Raw genomic sequence first — 13,814 nt, 5'->3', positions numbered from 1 at the left:
GACACGCCGCCTCGCAGGCGCTAGAGCCTCGGGTCCAGGAAGGATGCAATAATCAGATGAACGAGCGCCCCCAAACGCCGCTTCTCGATCAGGTGAACGTGCCGCAGGATCTTCGCGGGCTGAAGGTCGATCAGCTTCGCCAGCTGTGCGACGAACTGCGCGCGGAAACCATTTCCGCCGTCGGTGTGACCGGCGGCCACCTCGGCTCGGGCCTTGGCGTCGTCGAACTGACCGCAGCCATCCATTATGTCTTCAATACGCCCGATGATCGCCTGATCTGGGACGTCGGCCATCAATGCTATCCGCACAAGATCCTGACCGGGCGCCGCGACCGCATCCGCACTTTGCGCATGGGCGGCGGCCTCTCGGGCTTCACCAAGCGCGCCGAGAGCGAATATGATCCGTTCGGCGCCGCGCACAGCTCCACGTCCATCTCCGCCGCCCTCGGCTTCGCCATCGCGAATAAATTAAGCGGCGCTCCCGGCAAGGCGATCGCCGTGATCGGCGATGGCGCCATGTCCGCCGGCATGGCCTATGAAGCGATGAACAATGCCGCCGAAGCGGGCAATCGCCTCGTCGTCATTTTGAACGACAATGACATGTCGATCGCGCCGCCGGTGGGGGGCTTGAGCCACTATCTCGCCCGCCTCGTCAGCTCCGACAAATATCTCTCTGTCCGCCACCTTGCACAAAAATTCGCGCGCAAGCTGCCGCGCCCGCTCCACAAGGCGGCGCGCAAGGCGGAGGAATATACCCGCGGCATGGTAACCGGCGGTACGCTCTTCGAAGAGCTTGGCTTTTATTATGTCGGCCCGGTCGACGGCCACGATATCGAAGGCCTCGTCCAGATCCTCGAAAATGTCCGCGATGCCGATTTGGGCCCGATGCTCGTCCATGTCGTGACGAAGAAGGGCAAGGGCTACGGCCCCGCCGAAGCCGCCGCCGACAAATATCACGGCGTCCAGAAATTCGACGTCATCTCCGGCGAACAGGCAAAGGCGCCGGCGGGCCCGCCAAGCTACACCAATGTCTTCGCCAAGGCCCTGGTCGCCGAAGCCGAACGCGACGAAAAGGTGGTCGCGATCACCGCCGCCATGCCGTCCGGCACCGGCCTCGACAAGTTCGTCGATCGCTTCCCCGATCGCATGTTCGACGTCGGCATTGCGGAGCAACATGCCGTGACTTTCGCCGCTGGCCTCGCCGCGCAGGGTCACCGCCCGTTCGTTGCCATTTACTCGACCTTCCTGCAGCGTGCCTACGATCAGGTCGTGCACGACGTGGCGATCCAGAACCTGCCTGTCCGCTTCGCCATGGACCGCGCAGGCCTCGTCGGCGCTGACGGCTGCACCCATGCGGGCAGCTTCGACCTCGCTTATCTTTGCACATTGCCGAATATGGTCGTCATGGCCGCCGCCGATGAAGCGGAACTGACCCACATGGTCCACACCATGGCGCTGCACGACAGCAGCCCGAGCGCGGTCCGCTACCCGCGCGGCAACGGCACCGGCGTCGCCATTCCGGCAACGCCGCAGCGGCTGGAAATCGGCAAGGGCCGCATCGTCCGCGAAGGCAAGAAGATCGCGATCCTCTCCCTCGGCACGCGCCTCGAAGAGGCGCTCAAGGCCGCCGACACGCTGGACGGCAAGGGCCTCTCCACCACCGTCGCAGACCTGCGTTTCGCCAAGCCGCTGGATGAGGATTTGATCCGCAAGCTCTTGTCCACCCACGAAGTCGCGGTCACGATCGAGGAAGCGGCAATCGGCGGCTTCGGCGCCCACGTCCTTACCCTCGCGTCCGACGCGGGTCTCACCGACGCGGGCCTCAAGATCCGCACCCTGCGCCTGCCCGACATCTTCCAGGATCAGGACAAGCCCGAAAAACAATATGAGGAAGCCGGGCTCGACGCCGCCGCGATCGTCGACACGGTGCTGAAAGCACTCCGCCACAACAGCACCGGCATAGCGGAAAGCGCCCGGGCTTAATCCTCGTCATTGCGAGCGGAGCGAAGCAATCCAGCGGCGCCTGGCCTGGCCGCGAAATGGATTGCTTCGTTGCTTCGCTCCTCGCAATGACGAAAGTCTGAACGTTCCTACTCCCGCCCCTCACTCGTATGCCCATGCGGCGCGGCATGGCCGTGGTGGCGGAGGTAGCGGTCGTCGATATCCTCGATAATCGCCTTCGCGCCCTGACCCGCCTGAAGCTCGATCAACTTGTCGACCTTTGCCTCCAGCCGGTCGTCATTCTCCTTGGACGCGGGCGATCCGACATAGAGGAAATAGGCAAGCCCCACGACCTGCCAAAGCAATTGCAGGAACTCGGATTGCCAATTCTCGAACGTGTCGCGGCCCATTTCGACGAGATAGGCGGAAAGCTCCGGCGCCTCCCCATGCTGCGCGGCTTCATCGACGAACGCATACCAGCCGAACAGCCAGTGGAGGATGATTGAAATGAGGAAGAAGCCCACCGTGATCCACGCATAGGCATATTTCTTGAAAAAGCCCGGTTTCATTGAGCATCCTCCACATTGTGCCTCAGGCGAAACGTGGCGGGAAAAGACCCGGTTCCGTGGCTTATGCGTCAGAAATAGCGGGCTAGATTGAACCGCATTTTATGCCGGTTCATCTGGTACAAAGCGTAGTTCGTATCCGTCCGACCGAACGTATAGGTGATCGAGGGTGAAAAGCCCATCAGCCGCACCGACCTCAGCCCGGCATAGGCCCGGGCGTTGAGGCGCCAATCTTTCCTAACGTCTGTGGAAAAGCCACCGATTGGCGCATCATATTCGGCCCGCCCCACACCGCCGGAAAGCCCCGCGTTGATCCCCATGGGCAGCTCGCCGCCAACGCCGATCTCGACGCCATAATCGGTGCTTGAATAGCTCTCCAATGTCAGCAAGTCGCGGCGGACATAGCCGGTTGCCGACGCGATGAAGGAACGCCGCACAACGCGCTCCAGCGTGGCATATCCAGCCAGCTGCCAGCCGTCATAATCATCGCTGAAACCTGAAAAGTTACGCCTGACATCGAATTGCAGCCCCACGCGCTGGCCTTGGTTCAGGACTTTTTGAAAGGCCGCCTTGGCGCCGATCTGCCGCGATGCGACATCGCCGCCATACCAGCGCTGCTGACCCAACGCCTGAACCGAAATGCTGGTCATCGTGTCCAGCCGGAATTCCGGCCCGACGGCGATCTGGGCGGAGAAATCGTCGAAATCGTCGCCCCGGTAATTGGTCGCCTGACCATAGCCGTCGACGATCAGGGAAATACGGTCGCCCATCGGAACCCGCGCTTCGCCGGAAAAGGCGGCGATTTGCCCGATGCCCGATTGGCGCCGCGCTTCATCGTCTAGCTTAAGCGGGATGATGTAAGGGCCAAGGCGGAAATCGATCGTCTCGGCATCGGTCGCGCCATTGATATTCGTATCGGGTGCGATCCCCAGGTCCAGCGTCACATTCCACCGGCGCTGAGACCGGATCAGCCCGCGCGCATTGCGGATCGTCCGCGCGATATCCTCGGGCAGGCCGCCGTCATTTTCGGCAAGGCGGAAATGATGGTCGGCGGCGGCTTCCTTGCCGGTCATCAGCAAGGCGCGCGCCAGTTCCAAGCGTACACGCGTCTGCGTTGGATCGTCGGCCAGGATCGCGCGAAATTGGCGGATCGCTTCTTCTGGATTGCCGGTTTCAACCGCGATGAAGCCGGTCAGGAATCGGTGCTGAAGTTCGAAGCCCGGCGCCTTCCCTAACGCATCGGCCAGCACGCGTGCCTCGTCGAAGCGCCGCTCCTGCACCAGCCGCTCCGCCTGCGCCAGCAGCTGCTCGGGCGTCAGGCGGTATGTGCACTGGCCTTCAGCGCATTGCACTTCGGATGCGGTCTGCGCCGCATAGACCGGGCAGGGCAGGGCGATGGCGGCCAGCAACAAGGCCGCGACACGCATCCTCATGACGGGGCTCACTTCCGGCCGGTAAAGGCTCCGAGAATATCGATCCGCTCGTCGGGCGTTCCGCCGACAATGCGGAAGCCGCCGCCCACTTCCTCGGCATTCGGACCAAAGAAGGCGCCGTCGACGCTCGATCCGGCGATATTCACATCTTTGCGGACGCCTGTCGCTCCCGGCGTGGTGAAATAGGCTTCCTGAAACGCGCCCGCAAAGCCGCCGGTGTGGACCAGATCGATCCGTCCCGATCCGCTGGCGTGGAATTTCGATCCGCCGGGAAGGTCGGCTTGGCCGCTTGTGAAATTGTCCAGCTGGGGCGCCATGACCGTTCCGTCCAGATCGATTTCGAAGCTGTTTTTGCCGAAATCAACGCGGGTCTGCGCGGTGCCGTGCATCCACTGGAAGTAGGTGGGCGAATTCACGTCGGTTTCAATCAGCGGATTGTAAACCAGAGTTGCGATCATGGAGCCATTATAGGTGCCGCTCCCCGACTTCGGCACCGCGCTGTTCACCGTCCGCTCGCCATAGGCAAAGGCGCCGCGCTGCAAATTGTTCTTGTAAACGAGATAGTCGGCCGTCTGGCTCGGATTGGCAGGATCGGGCTTATTTTCTGTCGCGATGTTCAGCCGGTTGCGCAGATAACCGGCCAACGTCACATATTGCGTGCTCGTGCCGGGTTTCTGGAAAAAGAAAGTCGTGACATCGCTCGCATAACCGTCCTGCCCGTAAATGCCGCTGGACGTTCCGGCCTGAAGATAATTGATGCCCGGCAAGTCCGCAGTGAAATTTGGGGTATGATCCTGGGGTTGCTTCGCGCCGCCAAAGTCGGTGCGATGCGCGGGATCCTGAAACCGCAGAACGGTATCGGCATTGCCGAGCGGCTCGTCCACCGTCAGTTCGAAAATGCCGTCACGTGGGCTATAAGCGATCGAAATGCCGCTGTTCCGGGCGGTCGAAGCATTGCCGGCGTAGAGCTGATTATCCTGCCCGCCGTCGATCTCCGGGGTCGCGGGATTATCAAAATCCGCACTCGTATCGTAGGTATAGCTGTGGGCGCCGCCGATGCCTTGATAAGTCTTGGCTTCGGTGGGGTTCGCGAAGCTGTGCTGTGCGGTCGGGGGCGGAGCGATCGGCCCCGGGCGCTCGCCGCCACCGCTTCCGCCGCCGCACGCGCTGAGCAAGAGGGTTGCCGCCGCCAGAAATACGCTACGCATGATCACTTGTCTCCCCCGGCCGTCCACGGGCCTGTCGCGCGGGGATATTCCGAAAAGGGTTAAATTGCCCTAAACGATCTTCTTAAAGTTTGGGGACGGTGCGGGATGGCGAAGGCGCGGGTGGATCAGATACTGGTGGACCGGGGGCTGGTGGAAAGCCGGTCCAAGGCGCAGGCCCTGATCCTCGCAGGACTCGTCTTTTCAGGCGAAAAGAAGGTCGACAAGGCGGGGCAGGCTTTCCCCGACGATGCCCCACTCGAGGTGCGTGGGCGCGAGCATCCCTGGGTGTCGCGGGGCGGCATCAAGCTTGCCCATGCCCTCGATCATTTCGGCTGGGATGTGACGGGCGCGGTGGGCCTCGACGTCGGCTCGTCGACCGGCGGCTTCACCGATGTGCTGCTGCAAAAGGGCGCGGCGCGGGTGTTCGCGGTGGATGTCGGCACCAACCAGCTCGCCTGGAAGCTGCGCAGCGATCCCCGCGTCATCGTCCACGAACAGACCAATGCCCGCTATCTGACGCCCGATATCGTAACCGAACCGGTCGATATCATCGTGTGCGACGCGAGCTTCATCAGCCTCGCCAAGGTGCTCGACACCGCGCTTGATTTCGCAAAGCCCGGCGGCCGTCTCGCCGCTCTCGTGAAACCGCAATTCGAGGCGGAGCGCGATGAAATCGGCAAGGGCGGCGTGGTGCGCGATGCGTCCGTTCATCAGCGAGTCAGCGAAGCGGCTGCACGCTGGGTCGAGTCCAGGGGATGGCGGGTCGCAGGGATCACGCCAAGCCCGATCACCGGTCCGGAGGGGAATGTCGAATTCCTCCTTGGGGCGGAGAGGACTTGATAACGTAACCTCGCAACGTTAGCCCCACGGCCGTGTCACAATTTAAAGCTTCCGCACTCGCGCTTCTCGCCCTGTTGTCCGCCTGCACCGCCGAGGAAGGCGGGCAGAACCGGCCGCCGCCGCTGGTGAAGGCGGAAGCCGCCGCCACCATGCGCTTCGTCGAGCGGATCGAAGCGGTCGGCACCGCCCTCGCCAACGAGCAGGTGACGCTCGCCGCGCCGGTGACCGAACGGATCGTGCGCCTCAATTTCGACGATGGCGGCTTTGTTCGCCAAGGGCAGACGATCGCGGTCTTGGCCCAGGGACAGGAAACAGCTGACCTGACAGCAGCTCAGGCCCGCGCCCGCGAAGCCCAGCAGCAATTAAGCCGCATCCAGGCCCTGCGCGAGCGCGGCTTTGCGACGGTCAGCAATCTCGATACGCAATCGGCATTGGCCGCGCAGGCCCGCGCCCAAGCCGCTGGGGCGGAAGCTTCGATCGGCGATCGCATCATCCGCGCGCCATTTTCCGGCTGGGTGTCCCTCCGTAACATCTCGCCCGGCGCGGTCGTCTCGGCCGGGACGGAGATCGCGACGATCAGCGATGTGAGTTCGGTGAAGCTCGATTTCCCGGTCCCCGAAACTCTGCTCTCCGTTCTGAAGCCGGGCCTCGGCATCGAGGCGGTATCCGCCGCCTTTCCGGACCGCCCGTTCCGCGGCCAGATCGCCACCATCGATCCCGTCATCGATCCCAACAGTCGCGCCGTCACGGTCCGCGCGCGTCTCCCCAATCCGGATCGCGTGCTGAAGCCGGGCATGTTGCTCACCGTCGCCATCGAAACCGCGCCCCGCAACGGCCTGTCCGTCCCCGAGCTTGCAGTGGTGGGGGAGGGCGACAAGCGTTTCGTCTATGTGGTCGGCGCCGACGGCAAGGCCATGCGCCGCGAAGTCCGCACCGGCCTTCGCTCCGCCGGGCGGATCGAGGTCGTGCAGGGCCTGAAAGCGGGCGAGAAAGTCGTCACCGAAGGCGTTGTCAAACTGTCCGACGGCATGAAGGTTCGCCTCGCCGGTGCTCCCAATGCCGCCCCGGCAAGGCAGCAGGCCGCGCCCAAGGGCCGCTGAGGTGCAACTTTCCGACATCTCGGTCAAACGCCCCGTCTTCGCGGCGGTGCTGGCGCTGCTGATCGCGGTGGTAGGCCTCGTCGCCTTTTTCAGTCTGTCGGTGCGCGAATATCCGGACGTCGATCCGCCGATCGTGTCGGTCCAGACCATCTATACCGGCGCCGCCGCCTCCGTGGTCGAAAGCCGGGTGACGCAGGTGCTGGAAGAGCGCTTGTCCGGCGTCGAGGGCCTCCAGACCATCTCTTCGCGCTCGCAGGACGGGCGCTCCGACATCACCATCGAATTCGCGCCGGGCAGTTCGGTCGATACGGCGGCGAACGATGTACGCGACCGCGTCGGCGGCGCGGCGGACGACCTGCCCGATGAGGTGCGCCCACCCGAAGTCCGCAAGGTCGATGCCGACGCATCGCCGATCCTGTTCCTCGTCATTTCAAAGCCGGGCTGGGACCGGCTGCAGTTGAGCGACTATGTCGACCGCAATATCGTCGACCGCTTCTCTTCGATCGACGGCGTGGCGCAGGTGTTCATCGGCGGCGAAGCGCGGCCCGCCATGCGCGTGTGGATGAGTCCCGAACGGCTCGCCGCCTTCCGCCTTACCCCCGCCGATGTCGAGGCCGCGCTCCGCAGCCAGAATGTCGAGCTTCCCGCCGGTCGGCTCGAATCGGCGAGCCAGAATGTCAGCCTCCGCGTCGATCGGCCCTTCACCAATGCGGCGGATTTCGCCGGGCTGATCGTCGGCAGAGGCGAGGACGGCTATCTCGTCCGTTTGGGCGACGTCGCTAGGATCGAACAGGGCGCGGAAAATCCCTACACGGCCTTCCGGCTCAACGGCGAACAGGCGGTGGGCCTGGGTATCGTGCGCCAGTCCGGCGCCAACACGCTTGCCGTCGCGACGCAGGCGAAGGCGCTTGCGGAAGAAATCCAGCCTACGCTCCCCGAAGGCATGACGATCGCGGTCGGGTCCGACGAATCCCTCTTCATCAGCGAAGCCATCAAAAAGGTGTGGGAGACGCTTGGCGAGGCTGCGATCCTCGTCGTCCTCGTCATCTTCCTGTTCCTCGGCAATTGGCGCGCCACGCTCATTCCGGCGATCACCGTCCCGCTCTGTCTGCTCGGCAGCTTCGCGGTGCTCGCCGCCTTCGGCTTCTCGATCAACCTGCTGACCCTGCTCGCGCTTGTGCTGTCGATCGGCATCGTTGTCGATGACGCCATCGTTGTGCTGGAAAATATCTACCACCGGATCGAGGAAGGAGAGCCGCCGCTTGCCGCTGCCTATGAAGGGACGCGGCAGGTCGGCTTCGCGATCATCTCGACGACTTTGGTCGTTTGCGCCGTGTTCGTGCCGGTCATGTTCATTTCCGGCCAAACCGGACTGCTCTTCCGCGAGCTTGCCGTGGCGATGATCGGCGCGGTCGCCTTTTCCGGCTTCCTCGCGCTTAGCCTCGCCCCAATGCTCTGCTCCAAAATGCTGAAGCATCAGGAGCGCGGCAGGCTGGCCTCCTGGGTCGACCGCCGCTTCCAGCGGGTCGAAGCCCTTTACGCCAAGATGCTTGGCCGCACGCTCGAAAAGCCGCTCATCCCGTCGATCGCGGTCCTGATCTTCCTTGCCGGGGCAGCGTTCCTCTTCACCACCATCCAGTCCGAACTCGCGCCGCAGGAAGATGCGGGCATTCTCTCCGCCAACGTGTCCGCGCCCGAGGGCACGGGCTTTGACCAGATGAACGCCTATATGCGCGAAGTCGAAGCGAAGGTGTTGCCCCTGGTTGGCGAAGGCGCCGTCCGAACGGTCATAACGCGTACGCCGGGCGGGTTTGGAGCCAGCGAGGATTTCAACAACGGTTCCACCATCGTCTTCCTGAAGAAATGGAGTGATCGGAATAAGACCACCGCCGACGTGGTGAACGAGGTTAATCGCGCGCTGTCACAGATTCCGGCCGTGCGCGGCAACGCGTCTGTCCGTTCGTCTTTGAGCCGCGGGCGGGGCCAGCCGGTGAACTTCGTCATCGCCGGATCGACCTATGAGGATCTCGCCCGCGCCCGCGACAGGATCATTGCCGCTGCCCGCGACTATCCCGGCATCGTCAATCTCGATTCCGACTATAAGGAAACCAAGCCCCAATTGCGTATCGACGTCGACACCCAGCGCGCGGGCGATCTTGGTGTGTCGGTAAACGACGTCAGTCAGGCGCTGCAAAGCCTCCTGGGTTCGCGCCGTGTCACCACCTATGTCGATCGCGGCGAGGAATATCGCGTGGTGGTGCAGGCCGATGCGGGCGCCCGCGCGACCGAGGCGAGCCTTGCTTCCATCTATGTCCGCAGCCGTTCGGGCGAGCTTATTCCGCTGTCGAACCTCGTCACCACGCGCGAAACTGCGGGAGCCCGCGATCTTGGCCGCTTCAACAAGCTGCGCGCCATCACCCTATCCGGTGGCCTCGCTCCCGGTACTTCACTTGGCGACGCACTATCATTCCTCGAAACCGAAGCCGCCAAATCGCCGGAAATCACGGCGGTCGGCTATCGCGGCGAGAGTCAGGCGTTCAAGGAGGCGGGCGGATCGATCTGGATCGTCTTCGGCCTCACCATCCTTGTCGTCTATCTCCTGCTCGCCGCGCAGTTCGAAAGCTTCGTCCACCCCGGCGTCATCATCACCACGGTGCCGCTTGCCGTTGGCGGCGGCGTGATCGGGCTGGCGCTGATGGGGCAGACCTTCAACCTCTACAGTCAGGTCGGCATCGTCATGCTCGTCGGCCTCGCCGCCAAGAACGGCATCCTGATCGTCGAATTCGCCAACCAGCTTCGCGATCAGGGCAGGGACATCGCCACCGCGATCCGCGATGCTTCCGCACGCCGTCTTCGCCCGATCCTGATGACCTCCATCGCCACCGTGGCGGGCGCGGTGCCACTGATGATCGCTAGCGGCGCAGGGGCGGGCGCGCGTCAAGCCATTGGTGTGGTGGTCGTCTTCGGCGTGTCCATGGCGACGATCCTCACCCTGTTCATGATCCCGGTCCTTTATTCCCGCCTCGCGCGTTACACCGGCTCACCCCAGGACGTGGCGCGTAAGCTCGATGCTCAGCTGACGAGGCCGGTCCCCGCAGAATAGGAGATGGCAATGCACGCGGGTTCGATTAAGCAGGATCGCGGATTTTGGCGTTATGCGCTGGTGACCATCCCGCTAATCCTCGGCCTCGGTCTGCTCTCGGGATGGCTCTCCAATTCGGGCTACGGCAATGCGTGGTTCGATAGCGTCGCAAAGCCGGAAGCCATGCCGCCGGGCTGGACGTTCGGGGCGGTGTGGACGACGCTCTATATCCTGCTCGGCATTTCACTCGCCCTGATCCTGCAACAGCCCAACAGCAGCACGCGCCGCACCGCGCTCATTCTCTTCGGTAGTCAGATGGTGTTGAACTTTCTCTGGTCGCCCGTCTTCTTCGGCATGCACCAGACACGTCTCGGCCTTGCGATCATCCTCGTGATGCTGGTTCTCACCATCGCCACGACCTTCTGGTTCGCACGCCTGAACAAGGCCGCCGCCTGGCTGCTCGTCCCCTATATGGTGTGGCTGAGCTTCGCCTCGATCCTCAACTATGAAATCATCCGCCTCAACCCCACCGCTTAAGGGGTTGCGGCTGGAGGGCGGCACCCCGATATTGGCGCGACGATTGAAAGGAATTCCAATGCAGTCCCAGAACCGCCTGTTCGACGATTTCGTGAAAATGATGAACGGCGCCGCCGGAACGCTGGCCGGCATGGGCCGCGAAGCGCAGGAAAGCATGCGCGAGAAATTTCGCGAAGGCATTGCCGGCATGGACTTTGTCAGCCGCGAGGAATTCGAGGTGACAAAGGCTATCGCCGTCGCCGCCAAGGAAGAAAATGCGCTGCTGAAAGCCAGGATCGAAGCTCTGGAAGCGAAGATAGGAACAACCGCCGCCGCTGCCGCGCCCGCCAAGGCTCCCCGCGCGAAGAAGGCGCCGGGCTTCTAAAACAATTGTGTTCCGGCGACGGCCGGAACCCAGCGGCTCGGTTTGAAGGACTGGGCTCCGGCCTTCGCCGGAGCACAATGGGCGGGGCAAAAACCCCGGATATCCACAGCTTATTGGCCCCATCCCTTGCGCGGGGCGTTGGGACCATGCACGGTCCTTTTCGTAACAGGTGCGGGTGAGCGATGAACACCGACGAATATGAGCTGGAACGCGAAACGAGCGCGCCCATCGATATGCTCGAACATTATTTTGCGGCGCATGGCTGGGCGTTCGAACGGAGCGGGGACGAGGAAATCGTCGCCACCTTCCAGGGCAGCTGGGCTCAATATGAATTGCGCGCGATCTGGCGTGAAGAAGATCAGGTGCTCCAGTTCCTCGCGCTTCCGGACATTCGCGTTCAGGCCGACAAGCGTGCGGCCACTTACGAAACGATTGGCCTCATCAACGAGCAGCTCTGGCTCGGCCATTTCGAGCTGTGGACCAATTCCGGCCTCGTTCTCTTCCGCCACGCCGCCCTGCTGGAAGGCGAAGAGGGTGGCCTGTTGAGCCTCACGCAGGCCGAAACTCTGGTCGAAGCCGCGATCGAGGAGTGCGAACGCTTCTACCCCGTCTTCCAGTTCGTGCTGTGGGCGGACAAGAGCCCGCAGGAAGCCATCGCCGCAGCATTGATCGACACTCAGGGCGAGGCATGAATCCGCCGCCGCTGCCCGGCCCGTTCTGGCTGATCGGCTGCGGTAATATGGCGGGCGCGATGCTCGACGGCTGGATGAACGCGGGACTGGATCCGGCGCGGATCACCGTCGTGCGGCCGAGTGGCAAGGATGTGGGTCACGGCATCCGGGTTCTGACCGCACTGCCCGAGGATGAAGTGCCCGCTCTCGCCCTTCTCGGCGTCAAGCCGCAGAAATTGGGTGAAGTTGCCCCTTTGCTTGGGCCTGTGCTCGAACCGCAGACGATCCTCATATCCATTCTGGCGGGCACTCGGCTCGCCACGCTCCATTCACTCTTCCCAAAACCACGCACCATAATTCGCGCCATGCCCAACACGCCGGTGCGCGTGCATAAGGGCGCCACGGGCTTGGTCTCCGGCAGCGCTGACGAAAACGACCGCGCTCTGGTGGAAGCGCTGATGACGAGCCTCGGCGCGGCGGAATGGGTGGCCGACGAAGCGGTGTTCGATCTCGTCACCGCTCTATCCGGTAGCGGCCCTGCTTTCCTCTATCGCTTCATCGACGCGCTTGGCCAGGCCGCGGCGGAGCTTGGCCTGCCGGACGACCAGGCCCGGCGGCTGGCGCTTGCCACCGTGGAGGGCGCCGCAGCGCTCGCAGGCGAGCGCCTAGAAACGCCCGCAATCCTCGCCAACCGCGTCGCCGCCCCGGGCGGATCGACGCGCGCGGGGCTCGACATCCTCGATCGCGAGGACGGCCTTGTCGCATTGCTCAAAGAAACGCTCGAAGCCTCGGTCCAGCGCAACCGCGAACTCGCAGTCATGACGCAGGCCTCCTGAGCCTCGTCATTGCGAGGATCGAGGCGACGAAGCAATCCATCTCGCGGCCAGGCTCGGTGCCGCTGGATTGCCTCGCTCCACTCGCAATGACGAGGGCGCAAAAGCATTTTCCTACAGCTTTGCCCGCATGTTAGGCGGGCCCTGACATATCCGGCTTCATTTTCCGCCTGCCCAGACGGAAACTGACAAAACTGACGGTTTCAACGTGCGAACGCCTCAACACCGTCAGCTTTCAAAAGCGCCGCCGCGAGTTGACCGACCGATTGGTCAGCCTTATCGCGGCGCCACAATATCAGGAGTGGATGGACGATCATGGCGGACGTGCAAAGCTACGATGACCGCGACGGCTGGATCTGGTTCGACGGCAAGCTGGTGCCGTGGCGCGAGGCGAACGTTCATGTCCTCACCCACGCCCTTCATTATGCTTCGTCCGTCTTCGAAGGTCAGCGCGCTTATGGCGGCGAAATTTTCGCCTTGACGCAACATAGTGAGCGGTTGGTGAAGAGCGCCAATATCCTTGGCATGGACATACCCTACAGCGTCTCGGAAATCGACGAAGCCTGCCGCGAAGTGCTGCGCGCCAACAATCTTCAGGACGCCTATCTTCGCCCGCTCGCCTGGCGCGGGTCGGAGCAGATGGGTGTTTCCGCGCAAAATGTGAAAATCCATGTTGCGATTTCCGCCTGGTATTGGGGCGCCTATTTCGGTGAGGAGGCGATCCGCAAGGGCCTCAACCTCGCAATCTCGAAATGGCGTCGGCCCGCGCCCTATACGGCGCCCGTGGAATCCAAGGCGTCGGGCCTTTACATGATCTGCACCATGGCCCGCCACGAAGTGCAGGCGCGGGGTTTTGACGACGCTTTGATGTTCGATTGGCGCGGTCAAGTTGCCGAAGCCACCGGCGCGAACGCCTTCTTTATCAAGGACGGCAAGCTCTACACCCCAACGCCGGACTGCTTCTTGAACGGCATCACTCGCCAGACGGTGATCGGCCTCGCCAAGAAGCGCGGTATCGAAGTTATCGAAAAAGCGATCTGGCCGGAAGAACTCGAAAGCTTCGAGCAATTCTTCCTCACCGGCAGCGCCGCAGAGGTTACGCCTGTCCGCGCGGCGGGCCCGTGGAATTTCGAAGTGGGCGATCTGACGATGCAGCTCCGCCAGGACTATATCGACCTCGTCAATCGTCGCATATCGAACGCATAAGGGCTTTTCATCTGGGACAGGCGGCGATAAGGCG

General features: G+C 63.0%; 12 protein-coding genes. 9 read left to right on the top strand and 3 right to left on the bottom strand.

Going from position 1 to position 13,814, the window contains the following annotated elements; all coding sequences use genetic code 11:
- The first annotated feature begins 56 nt into the window (after positions 1–56).
- Positions 57–1,982 carry a 1-deoxy-D-xylulose-5-phosphate synthase gene (dxs, locus tag C7I56_RS07045; protein ID WP_106639857.1) on the top strand — a complete coding sequence of 642 codons (1,926 nt, stop codon included), beginning with the start codon at positions 57–59 and terminating at the stop codon, positions 1,980–1,982.
- Positions 1,983–2,089: 107 nt separating this feature from the next.
- Here dxs and C7I56_RS07035 read toward each other — a convergent pair whose 3' ends face one another.
- The 3 genes from C7I56_RS07035 to C7I56_RS07025 form a co-directional block, all read right to left on the bottom strand.
- Positions 2,090–2,509, bottom strand: coding sequence for a DUF6766 family protein (locus C7I56_RS07035; protein WP_106639856.1), 420 nt, complete (start codon positions 2,507–2,509; stop codon positions 2,090–2,092).
- A 68-nt stretch (positions 2,510–2,577) separates the two neighbouring features.
- Positions 2,578–3,939: a surface lipoprotein assembly modifier gene (locus C7I56_RS07030; protein WP_158703036.1), complete on the bottom strand. Its 1,362-nt coding sequence runs from the start codon at positions 3,937–3,939 to the stop codon at positions 2,578–2,580.
- Between the two features lie 8 nt (positions 3,940–3,947).
- Complete coding sequence (locus tag C7I56_RS07025) at positions 3,948–5,147, bottom strand: transferrin-binding protein-like solute binding protein (protein WP_158703035.1); 1,200 nt, start codon at positions 5,145–5,147, stop codon at positions 3,948–3,950.
- Positions 5,148–5,252: 105 nt separating this feature from the next.
- Between C7I56_RS07025 and C7I56_RS07020 the strand changes: the two genes are divergently transcribed.
- The 8 genes from C7I56_RS07020 to C7I56_RS06985 all read left to right on the top strand — a co-directional run bounded on the left by C7I56_RS07020 (position 5,253) and on the right by C7I56_RS06985 (position 13,780).
- Positions 5,253–5,987: a TlyA family RNA methyltransferase gene (locus C7I56_RS07020; RefSeq protein WP_106639853.1), complete on the top strand. Its 735-nt coding sequence runs from the start codon at positions 5,253–5,255 to the stop codon at positions 5,985–5,987.
- A 125-nt stretch (positions 5,988–6,112) separates the two neighbouring features.
- Positions 6,113–7,087, top strand: coding sequence for an efflux RND transporter periplasmic adaptor subunit (locus tag C7I56_RS07015; RefSeq protein WP_106640190.1), 975 nt, complete (start codon positions 6,113–6,115; stop codon positions 7,085–7,087).
- Between the two features lies 1 nt (position 7,088).
- Positions 7,089–10,190, top strand: a complete 3,102-nt coding sequence (locus tag C7I56_RS07010) for an efflux RND transporter permease subunit (RefSeq protein ID WP_106640189.1) — start codon at positions 7,089–7,091, stop codon at positions 10,188–10,190.
- 9 nt (positions 10,191–10,199) lie between these two features.
- Positions 10,200–10,706 carry a TspO/MBR family protein gene (locus C7I56_RS07005; RefSeq protein ID WP_245409625.1) on the top strand — a complete coding sequence of 169 codons (507 nt, stop codon included), beginning with the start codon at positions 10,200–10,202 and terminating at the stop codon, positions 10,704–10,706.
- Positions 10,707–10,764: 58 nt separating this feature from the next.
- Complete coding sequence (locus C7I56_RS07000; RefSeq protein WP_106639851.1) at positions 10,765–11,070, top strand: accessory factor UbiK family protein; 306 nt, start codon at positions 10,765–10,767, stop codon at positions 11,068–11,070.
- 182 nt (positions 11,071–11,252) lie between these two features.
- On the top strand, positions 11,253–11,762 hold the full coding sequence (locus C7I56_RS06995) for a type III secretion system chaperone family protein (protein WP_106639850.1): 510 nt from the start codon (positions 11,253–11,255) through the stop codon (positions 11,760–11,762).
- The gene (gene proC, locus C7I56_RS06990; RefSeq protein WP_106639849.1) at positions 11,759–12,577 is read left to right on the top strand and encodes a pyrroline-5-carboxylate reductase; all 819 of its coding nucleotides are present in this window, start codon (positions 11,759–11,761) and stop codon (positions 12,575–12,577) included. Before C7I56_RS06995 ends, proC begins: the two co-directional genes overlap by 4 nt.
- Positions 12,578–12,889: 312 nt before the next feature.
- A complete protein-coding gene (locus C7I56_RS06985) occupies positions 12,890–13,780 on the top strand; it encodes a branched-chain amino acid aminotransferase (protein ID WP_106639848.1) in 891 nt (296 codons plus the stop codon).
- The last annotated feature ends 34 nt before the right edge of the window (positions 13,781–13,814 follow it).

Origin of the sequence: Allosphingosinicella vermicomposti (genome assembly GCF_003012815.1) — a bacterium.
GTDB lineage: Bacteria > Pseudomonadota > Alphaproteobacteria > Sphingomonadales > Sphingomonadaceae > Allosphingosinicella > Allosphingosinicella vermicomposti.
This window is presented reverse-complemented; position numbering and strand designations above follow the sequence as displayed.

Bases quoted from the DNA above. Each gene is read 5' to 3' on its own strand.
- C7I56_RS07025 (WP_158703035.1), bottom strand. From the start codon at position 5,147: ATGCGTAGCGTATTTCTGGCGGCGGCAACCCTCTTGCTCAGCGCGTGC.
- C7I56_RS07030 (WP_158703036.1), bottom strand. From the start codon at position 3,939: ATGAGGATGCGTGTCGCGGCCTTGTTGCTGGCCGCCATCGCCCTGCCC.
- C7I56_RS06985 (WP_106639848.1), top strand. From the start codon at position 12,890: ATGGCGGACGTGCAAAGCTACGATGACCGCGACGGCTGGATCTGGTTC.
- dxs (WP_106639857.1), top strand. From the start codon at position 57: ATGAACGAGCGCCCCCAAACGCCGCTTCTCGATCAGGTGAACGTGCCG.
- proC (WP_106639849.1), top strand. From the start codon at position 11,759: ATGAATCCGCCGCCGCTGCCCGGCCCGTTCTGGCTGATCGGCTGCGGT.
- C7I56_RS06995 (WP_106639850.1), top strand. From the start codon at position 11,253: ATGAACACCGACGAATATGAGCTGGAACGCGAAACGAGCGCGCCCATC.
- C7I56_RS07020 (WP_106639853.1), top strand. From the start codon at position 5,253: ATGGCGAAGGCGCGGGTGGATCAGATACTGGTGGACCGGGGGCTGGTG.
- C7I56_RS07000 (WP_106639851.1), top strand. From the start codon at position 10,765: ATGCAGTCCCAGAACCGCCTGTTCGACGATTTCGTGAAAATGATGAAC.
- C7I56_RS07035 (WP_106639856.1), bottom strand. From the start codon at position 2,509: ATGAAACCGGGCTTTTTCAAGAAATATGCCTATGCGTGGATCACGGTG.
- C7I56_RS07005 (WP_245409625.1), top strand. From the start codon at position 10,200: ATGCACGCGGGTTCGATTAAGCAGGATCGCGGATTTTGGCGTTATGCG.